The organism is Streptomyces ferrugineus (assembly GCF_015160855.1).
GTDB classification, from domain to species: Bacteria; Actinomycetota; Actinomycetes; order Streptomycetales; family Streptomycetaceae; genus Streptomyces; species Streptomyces ferrugineus.
Genome location: NZ_CP063373.1, coordinates 3,121,164 through 3,137,736, shown reverse-complemented (window position 1 = coordinate 3,137,736; position 16,573 = coordinate 3,121,164). Strand labels below are relative to the sequence as shown.

Below are 16,573 nucleotides of genomic sequence, written 5' to 3'. Positions count from 1 at the left end.
AGTTCCGGTGCCGGATGTCGCGTGGTCGGTGCGGTGGACGGGGTCTGCGGCACTCCGAGTTGTCGGTTGCTGTCGGCGTGTCAACGAAAAGGCGCTGTGGTCGAGTTCCGGGCTCCTCCCCGGAACTCGACCACAGCGCTTGTACGTTGAACGCGGTGGGAGGCTGCCTCAGCGGCCGCTGCCGCCGTCGGCGTTGGGGCCTTCGTAGTCCTCGCCGTAGGCGCCCTTGGCGGGGCGGCGTCGGCGCATGGGCGGCTCGACTCCGTCGGCGAGGCGGCGGGCGGTGAGCAGGAAGCCGGTGTGGCCGATCATCCGGTGGTCGGGCCGGACGGCGAGGCCCTCGATGTGCCAGTTGCGGATCATCGTCTCCCAGGCGGTCGGCTCGTTGAAGCAGCCGATCTCGCGGATCGACTCGACGGTCCGGGCGAGCTGGGTGGTGGTGGCGACGTAGCAGCAGAGGATGCCGCCGGGGACGAGTGCCTTGGAGACGGCCTCGAGGCATTCCCAGGGGGCGAGCATGTCTAGGATGACGCGGTCGACGTCGGTGTCGCTCAGGTTGTCCTGGAGGTCACCGACGGTGAGCTGCCAGGCGGGGTGGGGGCCGCCGAAGTAGCGCTCCACGTTCTGCTTGGCGATGTCGGCGAAGTCCTCGCGGCGCTCGTAGCTGTGCAGCATGCCCTGGTCGCCGATGGCGCGCAGCAGGAAGCTGGTGAGCGAGCCGGAGCCGACGCCGGCCTCGACGACGCGGGCGCCGGGGAAGATGTCGGCGAAGGCGAGGATCTGCCCCGCGTCCTTGGGGTAGACCACGGCGGCGCCGCGGGGCATGGACAGGACGTAGTCGGGGAGCAGGGGGCGCAGCGCGAGGTAGGCGACGTTCCCGGTGGTGCGGACAACGCTGCCCTCGGGTGCGCCGATCAGTTCGTCGTGCGGGAAGGAACCCTTGTGGGTGTGGAAGTTCTTCCCGGCTTCGAGCGTGAACGTGTAGTGGCGGCCCTTGGGGTCGGTCAGCTGTACCTGGTCCCCGACCTTGAAGGGCCCGCGACGGCGGGCGGCACCGGTCGGTTCGGACATGTGAACAGCCTACCGGGGTTTGCGGGGGCCGCCGACCACGGAGTGCGGCGCTAGGAGGGGCGGGCCATGGCCTTCACGAAGGCGCGCTCGACGTCGGCTGCGGACAGCACGCCGTAGATCTCGCCGGTCTCCTCGACGACCAGGTATTCGGTGGCGGGGGTGGCGCGCAGGGCGTCGAGGAGTTCCTCTCCGGCCAGCTCGGCGGAGACGCGCATGCCGTCGGTGAGGTCCTGGGCGAGGCCGCTGACGGCGACCCAGGGGCGGCGGTGTTCGGGTACGCCGACGATGGCGGCCTCGCGGACGAGGGAGACGGGGTTGCCGTCGGCGTCGACGACGACGAGGGCGCGGGCGCCGGCGGAGTTGGCGCGGCGCAGGGCCTCGGAGAGGGGGGTGTCGGTCTCGACGGGGACGGCTCGGCGGGTGAGGGTGCGGGCGCGCAGTTCCGGGAGGTGTTCGCGGAGCCGGGCCATGCGCAGGCTGTTGCCGGCGCCGGTCCAGATGATCGCGGCGAGGATGGCGGCGAGCAGGGCGTCCATGACGGTGTCCATGCCGACGTTGTCGACGGCGTCGGAGCCGAGGGCGCCGGACTGGGTGAGCAGCGGGAGCCCGACGAGGACGGAGACGGCGAGGGCGCGGCCGACCCAGGCGGCGGCGATGGTGCCGACCATGGGCTTGCCGGTGATCTTCCAGACGACGGCGCGGAGCATACGGCCGCCGTCGAGGGGCAGGCCGGGGAGCAGGTTGAAGGCGGCGACGATGAGGTTGGAGACCATCAGGCCGGCGAGGAGGACGCCGGGGACGGTGCCGGGTTCGACGGTCTGCATGGCGCCGTAGAAGACGCCGGCGAGGACGAGGGAGAGCAGGGGGCCGACGAAGGCGAGCACGAATTCGCGGCCGGGTGTCTCGGTTTCCTTCTCGATCTCGGAGACGCCGCCGAAGAACTGGAGCTGGATGCGGCGCACGGGGAGCTTGAAGCGGAGGGCGGCGACGGTGTGGGCGAGTTCGTGGACGAGGACGGAGGCGTAGAAGGCGACCGCGAAGAAGAGGGAGACGAGGTAGCGGGCGGCGCCGAGCTCGGGCAGGACGCGGTCGAGCTGGCCGCCGAACACCCAGGTGATCAGCGCGGCGACGAGGAACCAGCTGGGGGCGACGTAGACGGGCACGCCGAAGGGGCGGCCCATGAGCAGGCCGCCTCGGGGGTCCTTGGGGCGCTTCGGCGGTCGGCCTTTGGTGTCGGAGTGGGCGAAGGCGCGGTCGTCGGTGGGGATGTGCGGGGCGGGGTGGGCTTCGGTGCCGGGGGGCGGTTCCGGGTGCTGCTCGGTTCCGGAGCCGGCACGCGTGCCGTCCGTGGGTCCTTCCCCCGGCGTCTCGCTCGCGGCGGAGTCGTCCGGGGCGTGCGCACGGTCTTCGGAGGTCTCGGGCGCGGCGTCGTCCCCGGTGCCGTCGAACCGCCGGTGGTCCATGGGCCGTTCGTCGGACGGGGTGGGGTCGGGGCGTGTGGGGTCGGTGGCCGGGGTCTTACGGTCCGGCCGGTGATCGGTCGACTCGTCGGTGCCGGACCGCGGCTGCCCGCTCCCGCCGCTCTCGTCCACGGTTTCCCCTCGTTCGAAGCGTCTTCCGCGCCTGCCGGGCGGAAGGGTCTCGGGTCGATGGTATGCGGCCGTCGTGGCGTGTTTCGCCCCGGCACCCCCCTGAGATTTCCCCGGTGTCCCGGCGGTGCCGGTCGGGGTGGGTCACTGTCAGTGGTGGGCCGTAAGGTCTGTGGTCATGGAGACGAGCACGGAGGGTGCCGCGGCGGGCTGCGGCAGTGACGTCGCGCCGGCGACAGGGCCGGTGCGGGACGAGTACCCCGCGGGGGCGGACAGTACGGCGGCGACGGCCGGGGCGGATGAGGCCGTGCCCCCGGCCGACGACACCGCCGGGGCACCGGAGGCGGTCCCGCCGGCCGGCGCCCCCGTCCGCCCCGTCATACCGCCCACTTCCCTGTCCCCGTCCCGCGCCGGCGACTTCATGCAGTGCCCTCTGCTCTACCGGTTCCGGGTGATCGACCGGCTGCCCGAGAAGCCGAGTGCGGCGGCGACCAAGGGCACGCTGGTGCATGCGGTGCTGGAGCGGCTCTTCGACGCGCCGGCCGCCGAGCGGACCGCTCCGCGGGCCAAGTCGCTCATTCCCGGGCAGTGGGACCGGCTGCGGGAGAGCAGGCCGGAGGTCGGGGAGCTGTTCGCCGATGATCCCGAGGGCGAGCGGCTCGCGACCTGGCTCGGTGAGGCGGAGCAGCTCGTCGAGCGGTGGTTCGGGCTGGAGGATCCGACGCGGCTGGAGCCCGCCGAGCGGGAGCTGTTCGTGGAGGCCGAGCTGGACTCGGGGCTCAGGCTGCGCGGGATCATCGACCGTGTCGATGTGGCGCCCACGGGTGAGGTGCGGATCGTCGACTACAAGACGGGCAAGGCGCCGCGGCCGGAGTACGCCGAGGGCGCGCTGTTCCAGATGAAGTTCTACGCGCTGGTGGTGTGGCGGCTGAAGAAGGTCGTCCCGCGCCGGCTTCAGCTGGTGTATCTCGGCAGTGGTGATGTGCTGACGTACGACCCGGTCGTGGCGGATCTGGAGCGGGTCGAGCGCAAGCTGCTCGCGCTGTGGGAGGCGATCCGGGTGGCGACGGAGTCGGGTGACTGGCGGCCGCGGCCGACGAAGCTGTGCGGCTGGTGCGACCACCAGGCCCATTGCCCGGAATTCGGCGGCACTCCCCCGCCGTATCCGCTGCCGGTCAGGGCGGGCGAGTCCGACGGCGGCACGCAGGGCAGAATGGGGCCGGACTAGCGAAGGAGACTCACGTGGCCATCCGCGTCCTACTGGTCGACGACCAGCCCCTGCTGCGTACCGGATTCCGGATGATCCTGGAGGCGGAGCAGGACATCGCGGTCGTGGGCGAGGCCGGTGACGGCTTGCAGGCCCTCGATCAGGTGCGGGCCCTGCAGCCCGACGTGGTCCTGATGGACATCCGTATGCCCCGGATGGACGGGGTGGAGGCGACGCGGCAGATCACCGGGCCCGGGCGGGACGGCCCGGCGAAGGTGCTGGTGCTGACCACCTTCGATCTCGACGAGTATGTGGTGGAGGCGCTGAAGGCGGGGGCCAGCGGCTTCCTGCTGAAGGACGCCCCGGCCAATGAGCTGGTGCAGGCGATCCGTGTGGTCGCCGCCGGTGAGGCGATGCTGGCGCCGAGTATCACGCGTCGGCTGCTGGACAAGTACGCCACGCATCTGCCGTCGGGCGACGAGCCGGTTCCGGACACGCTGCACACGCTCACCGAGCGTGAGGTGGAGGTGCTGAAGCTGGTGGCGCGGGGCCTGTCCAACGCCGAGATCGCCGCCGATCTGTTCGTCAGCGAGACCACCGTGAAGACGCATGTGGGTCATGTGCTCACGAAGCTGGGGCTGCGCGACCGGGTGCAGGCCGCGGTGTACGCGTACGAGAGCGGTCTGGTGCGCCCCGGCGCGCAGTAGGCGTCCGGGTCGCTACGGCGAGGAGGGCGCCCCTTCCGGTGAAGGGGCGCCCTCTTCGTGTATGCGGCCGCCGGTGGCGGGCGTCCGTCAGCCCTTGCTCAGCTCCCAGAAGCGGAACACGGTGGAGGCGTCGAGGCAGTACTCGAGGCCGTAGACGTTGTCGCGGACGACCGCGTACTGCTTGGCCTGCCAGACCGGCAGGACGGGGAGTTCCTTGGCCACGATGTCCTGGAGCTGGCCGAAGTCGTCGTCCGTCGCGGAGCGGTCGCTCTCGGCCGCGGTGCGCGGGATGAGGGTGCCGGTGATCGCGTTGTTGCTGTAGTTGTTGCCGAGCACGTTGCCCTTGCCGAAGAAGGGGGCGGTGAAGTTGTCGGCGTCCGGGTAGTCCGGGATCCAGCCCTTGACGTAGACGCCGTACTTGCCGGCCTCGATGTCCTTCTCGTACTGGTCGAAGGCGACGGACTGCACGTCGGCGTCGAACAGGCCGCTGTCGTTGAGCTGCTTGGCGATGGCCTTCAACTCGTCGTCGGTGGCGGGGCCGTAGCGCGACGGGGTGGACCACAGGGTCAGCTTGACCTTGCCGTTGATGCCCTCGTCCTGAAGGGCGTCGGCGGCCTTGGACTTGGAGGGGCGGGCGCCGTAGGTGTCGAAGAAGGCGGTGTTGTGGCCGCTGATGCCGGCCGGGATGATCGAGTACAGCGGGGTGGCCGTGCCCTGGTAGACGTCCTTGATGAGGGCGTCGCGGTCGATGAGGTAGGCGATGGCCTTGCGGACGCCGAGCTTTCCGGCGACCGGGTCGTCCATGTTGAAGACCAGGTGCTGGACCTCGGCGCTGCCGCCCTCGACGACCTCGACACCGGAGTCGCCGCCGGACTTCTCGACGTCGGCTATGTCGCCGGCGGTGAGGCCTCGGTAGGCGATGTCGATCTCGTTGTCGAGCAGTGCCTTCTTGAGGGCTTCCTGGTCGCCGTGGAAGAACTTCAGGGTGACGCCGGAGTTCTGGACGTCGGCGGTGCCCTTGTAGCTGTCGTTGACCGAGAAGACGGCTTCGTCGTCGTCGAACTTGTCCAGCTTGTACGGGCCGGAGCCGATCGCCTGGCCGTCCTTGCGCAGGCCGTCGGCGTCGTACTGGTCCTCGTTGACGATGGAGCCGGCGCCGGAGGCGATCTTGCTGGGGAAGGTGGCGTCGGGGGTGTTGAGCCGGAAGACGACCGTCTTGTCGTTCGGCGTCTCGACCTTGTCGAGGGTGGGGAACATGACGGCGGGGCCGTCGGGGTCGTTGATCTTCAGCATGCGGTCGAAGGAGAACTTGACGTCCTTCGAGGTGAGCGAGTCACCGTTGCTGAACTGCAGGCCGTCCTTGAGCGTGCACTGGTAGACCGTGGCCTTGGTGTCGGAGAAACCGCACTCCCGGGCGGCCTCGGGCTGGGGTTCGGTGGCGCCCTTGGGGAAGCTGAGCAGTGACTGGAAGACGTTGTTGAACAACAGCCAGGAGCCGGGGTCGTAGCCGGAGGCGGGGTCGGTGGCCAGGACGTCGTCCGACATCCCCATGACCACCGAGGAGCCGGTCTCCCCGGAGTCCCCCGTCTCCGTGCCGCAGCCGGTCAGCAGGCCGGAGGCCAGTCCTGCCACGACGGGCAGGACCGGCCACTGGTTGCGTATGTTCACTTACGAGTGCCTTGTCGTCGAATGTGAGGAACCCGGGTCGCGTCCCGGATCCCGGGCCGTGCCCGGCGCCTGGTCGAGCGCGCCGGGCATGGAGAGACGTCAGCCGCTCACGCCACGGCCGAGCTCCCACAGCTGAAGGGTCGAGGAGGAGTTGAGCGCGTACGCCGTCCCCGTGACGTCGTCGCCGGCGGCGACGAACTGGTTGCCCTGCCACAGCGGCAGCACCGGCACATCGTTGGCGACGATGTCCTGAATCTCCGTCAGACTGCCGGTGGCGGACAGCCGGTCGGCGACGCGTCGCGACTCCGGGATGAGGGTGTTGCGGACAGCGCTGTTGGCGTACGGCGAGCCGAGGAAGTTGTCCTGGTCGAGGAACGGGGCGAGGAAGTTGTCGGCGTCGGGGAAGTCGGGGAACCAGCCCATGCCGTAGACCTCGTACTCGCCCTTCTGCTCGGCGGGGCGGAAGGTCGCCCAGGGGGTGCCCTTGATGTCGACGTCGAACAGGTCGCTGTCGTTGAGCTGCTTCTGCAGCAGCTCGAACTCCTTCTTCGTGGCCGGGCCGTAGTGGTCGGTGGTGTAGTGCAGCGTCAGCTTCACCGGGGTGGTGACGCCGGCCTTCTCCAGCAGCGACTTGGCCTTGCCGACGCTCGGGTCGCCGTACTTGTTGAAGAACGAGTTGGAGTGGCCGGTGACGCTGGCGGGGACCAGCGAGTACAGCGGCTCGGCCTGGGAGCCGTAGACCTTGGAGACGAGTTCGCCGCGGTCGATGAGCTGGGCCATCGCCTGGCGGACGGCCTTGCTCTTGACGGCCGGGTCGTTGGTGTTGAAGGCCAGGTAGCGGATCTCCAGGCCGGCCATGTCGACGAGGTCGACCTTGTCGTCGGTGTCGGCGGACAGTTTCTGGATCTGCTCGGGCGACATGGTGCGGGTCATCAGGTCGATCTCGCCCTTGTCGAGGGCGGTGCCCATGTCGTCGGCGTCCGCGAAGTTGCGCAGTTCGACCTTGTCGTTGTTCACCTTCAGGCTCCCCTTGTAGTGGGGGTTCTTGGTGAACACGGCGGAGACCAGCTCGTCGTCGTCGACCTCGGCCTTGAGGGTGTACGGGCCGGAGCCCTCGACCTCGAAGCCGTCGCGCAGCTTGCCCTTGTCGTAGACATCCGGGTCGACGATGCCGGCGACCGGGGTGGACAGCTTGAACGGGAAGGTGGCGTCGGCGGTCTTGAGGTGGAAGATGACCTCGCGGTCGCCCTGGGTCTCGACGGTGTCGATGGTGGACAGCAGCGCGAAGACGCCGCTGTCGGCCTTCAGGGAGCGGGCGCGGTCGATGGAGTACTTGACGTCCTGTGCGGTGAGGGGGTCGCCGCCTGCGAACTTCAGGCCCTCGCGCAGCTTGCAGGCGTAGCGCTCGTTGCCGCTGTCGGTGAAGCTGCAGCTCTCGGCGGCCTCGGGCACCGGGTCGCCGTCGCCGCGCGGCTGGATCATCAGGGTCTGCACGGTCTGGCGCAGGATGTTCCAGGTGCCGACGTCGTAGGCGTAGGCGGGATCGAGCGGGGCGGGAGCGTCCTTCGAGGCAGTGAACGCGTCCGTGGTGCCGACGACGATCGCGTCGCCGCTGTCACTGCCGCTGTCGGTTCCGCCGCAGGCGGCGAGAACCGGCGCGAGCAGGCCGATGACGGCCGGCAGCACCAAAGTCTTGCGGTTCATGCTCGGGTTTCTCCAGCTGTCGACTCCGTGTACCCGGCATGCAGGGGTGTCGCGGCGGATCACGGGGTAAGTGCGATGTTCTCGCGACGAGGTTAGTCCGCGCCCGCAGCAGGGTTCGATGCGACCGGAGTTGAGACCCCATCACGGAGCGGAACCGGGCGCGGACGCAAAGAAAGGCTGACGCCGGAAGGATTCGTGCACCATCCCATCAATCGGGACACAAGGGTGCGCCCGAAGCCCTTTTCAGGGGGCGTGCGGCACTCAAGAGGACGCTTGTCGACCCCCGATTGAGTGGCGAACATCACAAACTGAACAGTCTTCGGAAGCGCCGGAATTCGGCCATCCGCTACCTTCGAATTTCCCTTCGGAATTCCCGCGTTATCGATGTTGCACGCTGGGTGAACGACGGTCCGCATTTGTGTTGTCAGGCGGCCATCAGCCCCCGCAGAAATGCCAGATCGACCTCTTCGAGGGAGCTCACCACGGTGCGCCGGGCGGCCGGTGCGATGGACGCGATGGACGGTACGGCCACCACCTGGCAGCCCGCGGCCTCGGCGGCGGCGACGCCGGTCGCGGTGTCCTCGACGACCGCGCATCTGGCGGGGTCAGCGCCCAGTCCGGACGCGGCGAGCAGGTACGGGTCCGGGTGCGGCTTGGTGCGCGGCACCTCGTCGCCGGCGACCGTCAGCGCGAAGTGCTGAGGGCCGAGCGAGGTGAGCACACGGTCGATGATGCGCCGGTGCGAGGCGGAGACCAGGGCCGTGGGGATCTCGTACGCGGCGAGCTCGGCCAGCAGCCGGGCCGCGCCCGGCATCAGCGGCAGGGCCCGGTCGATACGGTCCTCGAAGCCCTGGTTGAGCAGCACCGTGAGCTCGGCGAGCGCGATGTCGGCGCCGGTGGCCTCGATCAGGAAGCCGGCGCTGCGGCTCATGGGGCCGCCGACCACCACATGGCGCCAGGAGTCGTCGAGGGTGTGACCGAGGCCGGCGAAGATCTCGACCTCGACGTCCCACCAGAAGCCCTCCGTGTCCACCAGGGTGCCGTCCATGTCGAGGAGTACGGCCTGAAGGGCCGACCCGTCGGCCGTGCGGGTTACTGGCGCGGGGACCGTGCTGGTCATCCTGGCGCACCTCCTTGAGGGGCGGACAGGCCGGCTCCCACAAAGGGAACCGGCCTGCGGTGGACCGTCCAGTGTACGACGTGCGGTGGCGAAGCGCCTGGTTTGGATGATGTGCCTCGGGGCACATCACTAGGACACCGGGGGTCGCTGCGACCTGCGTCGACGCCTATCGGGCGTTGAAGTACTTCGCCTCCGGGTGGTGGATGACGATGGCGTCCGTGGACTGCTCGGGGTGCAGCTGGAACTCCTCCGACAGGTGGACGCCGATGCGTTCGGGCTGGAGCAGGTCGGCGATCTTGGACCGGTCCTCCAGGTTGGGGCAGGCGCCGTAGCCCAGCGAGAAGCGGGCTCCCCGGTAGCGCAGCGCGAACATGTCCTCGATGTCGGCCGGGTCCTCACCGGCGAAGCCCAGCTCGGAGCGCACGCGCGCGTGCCAGTACTCGGCGAGCGCCTCGGCCAACTGCACCGAAAGGCCGTGCAGTTCGAGGTAGTCACGGTAGGAGTTCGACTCGAAGAGCCGGGCGGTCTCCTCGCCGATGCGCGAGCCCACGGTCACGACCTGGAGGCCCACGACGTCGGTCTCGCCGGACTCCTGCGGGCGGAAGAAGTCCGCGAGGCACAGCCGGCGGCCGCGGCGCTGGCGCGGGAAGGTGAAGCGGGTGCTTTCGTTGCCGTGCTCGTCCAGCAGGATCAGGTCGTCGTCCTTGGAGACACACGGGAAGTAGCCGTAGACCACGGCCGCTTCGAGGAGGTTCTCCGTCTGGAGCCTGTCGAGCAGTCCGCGCAGCCGCGGTCGGCCCTCGGTCTCGACGAGCTCCTGGTACGACGGCCCCTCACCGGTGCGGGCCTCCTTCAGGCCCCACTGGCCCTTGAAGAGGGCGCCCTCGTCCAGCCAGGAGGCGTACTCCTTGAGCTGGATGCCCTTGATGACACGGGTGCCCCAGAACGGCGGCGCGGGGACGGGGTTGTCGGTGGCGACGTCGGAGCGGACGTGGCCCTCTTCGGGGCGCTCGTCCTCGATGGTCACGGCACTGGCGCGCACCCGGCGCTGCTTGAGCTCGGGCAGCTTGGCGCCGGGTACGCCGCGCTTGACGCCGATGAGGGCGTCCATCAGGCGCAGGCCCTCGAACGCGTCGCGGGCGTAGCGCACTTCGCCCTCGTACAGCTCGTGCAGGTCCTGCTCGACGTAGGCGCGGGTGAGGGCGGCGCCGCCGAGGATGACGGGGTAGTTCGCCGCGAGGCCGCGCTGGTTGAGCTCCTCCAGGTTCTCCTTCATGATCACCGTGGACTTCACCAGCAGCCCGGACATGCCGATGACATCGGCCCGGTGTTCCTCGGCGGCCTCCAGGATCGCGGAGACGGGCTGCTTGATGCCCAGGTTGACCACGTTGTAGCCGTTGTTGGACAGGATGATGTCCACGAGGTTCTTGCCGATGTCGTGCACGTCCCCGCGCACGGTCGCCAGCACGATGGTGCCCTTGCCGTCGGCGTCGGTCTTCTCCATGTGCGGTTCGAGGTAGGCGACGGCGGCCTTCATCACCTCGGCGGACTGCAGGACGAACGGCAGCTGCATCTGGCCGGAGCCGAACAGCTCGCCGACGACCTTCATGCCGTCCAGCAGGGTGTTGTTGACGATGTCGAGAGCGGGCGTGTCCTGGAGGGCCTCGTCGAGGTCGGCCTCCAGGCCGTTGCGCTCGCCGTCGATGATGCGGCGCTTGAGACGCTCCTCCAGTGGCAGGGCGGCGAGTTCCTCGGCCTTGCCCGCCTTCAGCGATTTGGCGGTGGCGCCCTCGAACAGGGCCATGAGCTTCTGCAGCGGGTCGTAGCCCTCGCTGCGGCGGTCGTAGATGAGGTCCAGGGCCGTGGTGACCTGCTCCTCGTCGAAGCGGGCGATCGGCAGGATCTTCGAGGCGTGCACGATCGCCGAGTCCAGGCCCGCCTTGACGCACTCGTCGAGGAAGACGGAGTTCAGCAGGATGCGGGCGGCCGGGTTGAGGCCGAAGGAGATGTTCGACAGGCCGAGGGTGGTCTGGACGTCGGGGTGGCGGCGCTTGAGCTCGCGGATCGCCTCGATGGTGGCGATGCCGTCCTTACGGGACTCCTCCTGACCGGTGCAGATGGTGAAGGTCAGGGTGTCGATGAGGATGTCCGACTCGAGGATGCCCCAGTTCGTCGTCAGGTCCTCGATCAGCCGTTCGGCGATCTCGACCTTCTTCTCGGGGGTGCGGGCCTGGCCCTCTTCGTCGATGGTCAGCGCGATCAGGGCCGCGCCGTGCTCCTGGGCGAGCTTGGTGACCTTCGCGAAGCGGGACTCGGGGCCGTCGCCGTCCTCGTAGTTGACGGAGTTGATGACCGCGCGTCCGCCGAGCTTCTCCAGGCCGGCCTGGATGACGTCGACCTCGGTGGAGTCCAGGACGATCGGCAGGGTGGAGGCGGTGGCGAAGCGGCCGGCGAGTTCCTCCATGTCGGCGACGCCGTCGCGGCCGACGTAGTCCACGCACAGGTCGAGCATGTGCGCGCCCTCGCGGATCTGCTCGCGCGCCATCTCCACGCAGTCGTCCCAGCGGGCCTCAAGCATGGCCTCGCGGAACTTCTTGGAGCCGTTGGCGTTGGTGCGCTCGCCGATGGCGAGGTAGGAGGTGTCCTGGCGGAACGGGACGGTCTGGTAGAGGGAGGCGGCGCCCGGCTCGGGCTGCGGGCGGCGCTCCACGGGCGCGGTGTCGCGGACCCGCTCCACGAGCTGCCGCAGATGCTCGGGGGTCGTTCCGCAGCAGCCGCCGATGAGGTTCAGCCCGTAGTCCCGTACGAAGGTGTCCTGGGCGTCGGCCAGGCCCTCGGGGTCGAGCGGGAAGTGGGCGCCGTCCTTGGTGAGGATCGGCAGACCGGCGTTCGGCATGCACAGCAGCGGGGTGCGGGAGTGCCGGGCCAGGTAGCGCAGGTGCTCGCTCATCTCGGCGGGGCCGGTCGAGCAGTTCAGGCCGATCATGTCGATGCCGAGCGGCTCCAGCGCGGTGAGCGCGGCGCCGATCTCGGAGCCGAGCAGCATGGTGCCGGTCGTCTCGAAGGCCATGGAGACCAGCAGCGGCACCTCGGTGCCGGTCGCCTCCATGGCGCGGCGGGCGCCCAGGACGGAGGCCTTGGTCTGCAGCAGGTCCTGGGTGGTCTCGACGATCAGGGCGTCGGCGCCGCCGGCGAGCAGGCCCTCGGCGTTGGCCTGGTAGCCGTCGCGGATGGTGGTGTAGCCGACGTGGCCGAGGGTGGGCAGCTTGGTGCCGGGGCCGACCGAGCCCAGGACCCAGCGCGCGCGGCCGTCGCGGGCGGCGTACTCGTCGGCGACCTCGCGGGCGAGGCGCGCGCCGGCCTCGGACAGTTCGTGCACACGGTCGGCGATCTCGTACTCGGCCGCGGCGGTGTGGTTGGCCCCGAAGGTGTTGGTCTCGACGCAGTCGACGCCCACCGCGAAGTACGCGTCGTGGACGGAGCGGACGATGTCGGGGCGGGTCAGGTTCAGGATCTCGTTGCAGCCCTCCAGATTCTCGAAGTCCTCGAGAGTGGGGTCCTGGGCCTGCAACATGGTGCCCATCGCTCCGTCGGCGACCACCACTCGGGTGGCGAGCGCCTCGCGGAGGGCGGACACACGGGTCCGGCTGTCGGCGGAAGGGGTCGGTGGCAACGAGGCCATGAAAGGGCTCCCTGGAGTGCGACGGCTGTCGGCTTTGCGCCCTCCACGGTCCCTTCCGCAGCGGGCGCACGCCGCCAGCGTAGCCGGGACCGCGCCGAAGTGGTCAGGCAGTCCACGACGCGGGACGGCGATGGCGTCCGGGGCGATCTCCGGCTAGAGGTGAGGCGACACGAGCGGGCGGATAGCGGCGGACCATTAGCGGGAGGTCGGCAACGACCGGTAGTGTTCGACATTGCCGAACGGCGGCAGCGACGTCGCAGGGTCGACGATCGAAGGGGACGGAGGCAGTACGGCGATGGCACGGAACATCCAGTCGCTCGAACGGGCGGCCGCGATGCTGCGGCTCCTCGCGGGCGGCGAGCGACGCCTCGGCCTGTCGGACATCGCCTCCTCCCTGGGCCTCGCCAAGGGCACCGCCCACGGGATCCTGCGCACCCTGCAGCAGGAGGGCTTCGTCGAGCAGGACGACGCCTCCGGGCGCTATCAGCTGGGCGCCGAGCTGCTGCGCCTGGGCACGACCTACCTGGACGTGCACGAGCTGCGGGCGCGGGCCCTGGTGTGGACGGACGACCTGGCCCGCTCCAGCGGGGAGAGCGTGTATCTGGGTGTCCTGCACCAGCAGGGCGTGCTGATCGTCCACCACGTCTTCCGCCCGGACGACAGCCGGCAGGTGCTGGAGATCGGGGCCATGCAGCCGCTGCACTCCACGGCCCTGGGCAAGGTCCTGTCGGCGTACGACCCGGTCGCGCACAGCGAGGCGATCGACGCCGACCGCAAGGCGTTCACGGACCGCACCGTGTGCGATCTCGACGATTTCGAACACATCCTCGACATGACCCGCGCGCGTGGTTACGCCGCCGATGTGGAGGAGACCTGGGAGGGCGTCGCGTCCGTCGCCGCCCCCATTCACGACCGGCGTCGCATGCCGGTGGGCTCGGTCGGCATCACCGGTGCCGTGGAGCGGCTGTGCCGGGACGGCGAGCTGCGGCCCGAGCTGATCGCGGCGGTGCGGGACTGTGCCCGCGCCGTATCGCGGGATCTGGGCGCCGGGCGGTTCTGAGCCCGTACGGGACGAAAGCGGTTGCGGGACGTCGTAGGACGTTCCGCCATGCACCATGCGCCGACCCGTTCATCGCCATGTCGATAAATCAACACAACCGACAACGATCGCGCATTCAACGACAGAGCTCTTGACGCACGCCCGACGCCGGGGCAAGACTCCCGTCCATCGGTCGGCATTGTCGAACACCTGACGGCAATACGCGCTAGAGTGTGACAGTGCCAAGGGCCGGCATCGCTCTCACCCCCGAGGGCAACGCGAACCACCGGAGGGACCCGGGGTTCGGCTTCCCCTGGACGAAGGACAAAGGAGTCGCGGGTGTCCAGCTCCGACATCTTCATCGGCGAGACCATCGGTACCGCCCTGCTCATCCTGCTCGGCGGCGGCGTGTGCGCCGCCGTGACGCTCAAGGCCTCCAAGGCCCGCAACGCCGGCTGGCTCGCCATCGCCTTCGGGTGGGGCTTCGCAGTACTCACGGCGGTGTACACCTCGGCGCCGCTGTCCGGCGCCCACCTCAACCCGGCCGTGACCGTCGCGCTCGCGATCAAGGACAACGACTGGAGCAACGTTCCGACGTACTTCGCCGGCCAGCTCCTCGGCGCCATGATCGGCGCGACCCTGGTCTGGGTCGCCTACTACGGCCAGTTCCAGGCCCACCTCACCGACCGGGAGATCGTCGGCGGTCCGGGCGCGCAGGCCACGGCGGCCAAGGCCGTCGAGGCCCAGGAGAAGGGCGCAGGCCCGGTCCTGGGCATCTTCTCCACCGGTCCCGAGATCCGGCACACGGTGCAGAACCTCCTCACGGAGATCATCGGCACCGTCGTGCTGGTGCTCGCGGTCCTCACCCAGGGCCTGAACGACAACGGCAACGGTCTGGGCCCGCTGGGCGCCCTGATCACCGCGCTCGTCGTCGTCTCCATCGGTCTGTCCCTCGGCGGCCCGACCGGCTACGCGATCAACCCGGCCCGTGACCTCGGTCCGCGCATCGTGCACGCCCTCCTGCCCCTGCCCAACAAGGGCGGCTCCGACTGGGGCTACGCCTGGATCCCGGTGGTCGGTCCGCTCGTCGGCGGCGCCGTCGCGGCAGGCATCTACAACGTCGCTTTCGCCTAGGAGCAGCGAGCTTCGCCCGTTCGGGTGAGAAGCACCGAAACTCTCGGCACGCGCCGTACGTAAAGCCCCATAACCACGGAACTTCCAGGAGCTAACAGTGACCGACGCCCACACCGCCGGCCCCTTCATCGCAGCCATCGACCAGGGCACGACCTCGTCCCGCTGCATCGTCTTCGACCGCGACGGCCGTATCGTCTCCGTCGACCAGAAGGAGCACGAGCAGATCTTCCCGAAGCCCGGCTGGGTCGAGCACAACGCCACCGAGATCTGGACCAACGTCCAGGAGGTCGTCGCCGGAGCCATCGACAAGGCCGGCATCACCCGCGACGACATCAAGGCCATCGGCATCACCAACCAGCGCGAGACCACCGTGCTGTGGGACAAGAACACCGGTGAGCCCGTCCACAACGCCATCGTCTGGCAGGACACCCGCACCGACGCGCTCTGCAAGGAGCTCGGCCGCAACGTCGGCCAGGACCGCTTCCGCCGCGAGACCGGCCTTCCCCTCGCCTCCTACTTCGCCGGTCCCAAGGCCCGCTGGCTGCTGGACAACGTCGAGGGCCTCAAGGAGCGCGCCGAGGCCGGCGACATCCTCTTCGGCACCATGGACACCTGGGTCATCTGGAACCTGACCGGCGGTGTCGACGGCGGCAAGCACGTCACCGACGTCACCAACGCCTCCCGCACCATGCTGATGAACCTGCACACCATGGAGTGGGACGACAAGATCGCCGAGTCCATCGGCGTGCCGCTGCGGATCCTGCCCGAGATCCGCTCCTCCGCCGAGGTCTACGGCGAGATCAAGGGCGGCAAGCTGGGCGACCTGCTCGGCGGCATCCCGGTCGCCTCCGCGCTCGGCGACCAGCAGGCGGCGCTGTTCGGCCAGACCTGCTTCACCGAGGGCGAGACCAAGTCGACGTACGGCACCGGCACCTTCATGGTGATGAACACCGGTGACAAGATCATCAACTCCTACGCGGGCCTGCTGACCACCGTCGGCTACAAGATCGGCGACCAGAAGACGGTCTACGCCCTGGAGGGCTCGATCGCCGTCACCGGCTCGCTGGTGCAGTGGATGCGCGACCAGATGGGCCTGATCTCCACCGCCGCCGAGATCGAGACGCTGGCGCTCTCGGTCGAGGACAACGGCGGCGCCTACTTCGTGCCGGCCTTCTCCGGCCTGTTCGCCCCGCACTGGCGCTCCGACGCCCGCGGTGTGATCGCCGGCCTGACCCGGTACGTCACCAAGGCGCATCTCGCCCGTGCCGTCCTGGAGGCCACCGCCTGGCAGACCCGGGAGATCGCCGACGCGATGGTCAAGGACTCCGGCGACGAGCTGGTGGCCCTCAAGGTCGACGGCGGCATGACCTCCAACAACCTGCTGATGCAGACGCTCTCCGACGTCCTGGACGCCCCCGTGGTGCGTCCGATGGTCGCCGAGACCACCTGCCTCGGCGCCGCCTACGCCGCCGGTCTCGCCGTCGGCTTCTGGTCCAGCACCGACGAGCTGCGCGCCAACTGGCGCCGGGCCGCCGAGTGGACCCCCCAGATGGACGCGGAGACCCGCGACCGTGAGTACAAGAACTGGCTCAAGGCCGTCGACCGGACCATGGGCTGGATCGAGGACGACGAGAGCTGACAAGAGCCGACGC

11 protein-coding genes are annotated in these 16,573 nt (G+C 69.5%); 5 read left to right on the top strand and 6 right to left on the bottom strand.

The annotated features are described in order from the left end of the window. Positions 1-168: 168 nt before the first annotated feature. Complete coding sequence (locus tag IM697_RS14320) at positions 169-1,071, bottom strand: tRNA (adenine-N1)-methyltransferase (protein ID WP_194048071.1); 903 nt, start codon at positions 1,069-1,071, stop codon at positions 169-171. A gap of 50 nt (positions 1,072-1,121) precedes the next feature. After that, positions 1,122-2,663: a site-2 protease family protein gene (locus IM697_RS14315; protein WP_194048070.1), complete on the bottom strand. Its 1,542-nt coding sequence runs from the start codon at positions 2,661-2,663 to the stop codon at positions 1,122-1,124. Positions 2,664-2,838: 175 nt separating this feature from the next. On the opposite strand from IM697_RS14315, the gene IM697_RS14310 reads away from it, so the two are divergent. Continuing rightward, positions 2,839-3,888 (top strand): RecB family exonuclease, encoded by a 1,050-nt coding sequence (locus tag IM697_RS14310; RefSeq protein ID WP_194048069.1) that lies wholly within the window; start codon positions 2,839-2,841, stop codon positions 3,886-3,888. A 14-nt stretch (positions 3,889-3,902) separates the two neighbouring features. Beyond that, a complete protein-coding gene (locus IM697_RS14305) occupies positions 3,903-4,574 on the top strand; it encodes a response regulator (protein WP_030946450.1) in 672 nt (223 codons plus the stop codon). An 87-nt stretch (positions 4,575-4,661) separates the two neighbouring features. On the opposite strand, the gene IM697_RS14300 is transcribed toward IM697_RS14305, so the two are convergent. The 4 genes from IM697_RS14300 to metH all read right to left on the bottom strand — a co-directional run bounded on the left by IM697_RS14300 (position 4,662) and on the right by metH (position 12,748). Further along, entirely contained in the window at positions 4,662-6,242 is a 1,581-nt protein-coding gene (locus IM697_RS14300) for an ABC transporter substrate-binding protein (RefSeq protein WP_194048068.1), read from the bottom strand. 99 nt (positions 6,243-6,341) lie between these two features. Beyond that, positions 6,342-7,946, bottom strand: coding sequence for an ABC transporter substrate-binding protein (locus IM697_RS14295; RefSeq protein WP_194048067.1), 1,605 nt, complete (start codon positions 7,944-7,946; stop codon positions 6,342-6,344). Positions 7,947-8,370: 424 nt separating this feature from the next. Next, on the bottom strand, positions 8,371-9,066 hold the full coding sequence (locus IM697_RS14290) for an HAD family hydrolase (RefSeq protein ID WP_194048066.1): 696 nt from the start codon (positions 9,064-9,066) through the stop codon (positions 8,371-8,373). 166 nt (positions 9,067-9,232) lie between these two features. Next, positions 9,233-12,748 carry a methionine synthase gene (gene metH / locus IM697_RS14285; protein ID WP_194048065.1) on the bottom strand — a complete coding sequence of 1,172 codons (3,516 nt, stop codon included), beginning with the start codon at positions 12,746-12,748 and terminating at the stop codon, positions 9,233-9,235. Between the two features lie 295 nt (positions 12,749-13,043). On the opposite strand from metH, the gene IM697_RS14280 reads away from it, so the two are divergent. The 3 genes from IM697_RS14280 (at position 13,044) to glpK (ending at position 16,560) form a co-directional block, all read left to right on the top strand. Continuing rightward, on the top strand, positions 13,044-13,808 hold the full coding sequence (locus IM697_RS14280; RefSeq protein ID WP_194048064.1) for an IclR family transcriptional regulator: 765 nt from the start codon (positions 13,044-13,046) through the stop codon (positions 13,806-13,808). A gap of 318 nt (positions 13,809-14,126) precedes the next feature. Next, positions 14,127-14,921 carry an MIP/aquaporin family protein gene (locus tag IM697_RS14275; protein WP_194048063.1) on the top strand — a complete coding sequence of 265 codons (795 nt, stop codon included), beginning with the start codon at positions 14,127-14,129 and terminating at the stop codon, positions 14,919-14,921. 97 nt (positions 14,922-15,018) lie between these two features. Then, positions 15,019-16,560: a glycerol kinase GlpK gene (glpK, locus tag IM697_RS14270; protein WP_194048062.1), complete on the top strand. Its 1,542-nt coding sequence runs from the start codon at positions 15,019-15,021 to the stop codon at positions 16,558-16,560. The last annotated feature ends 13 nt before the right edge of the window (positions 16,561-16,573 follow it).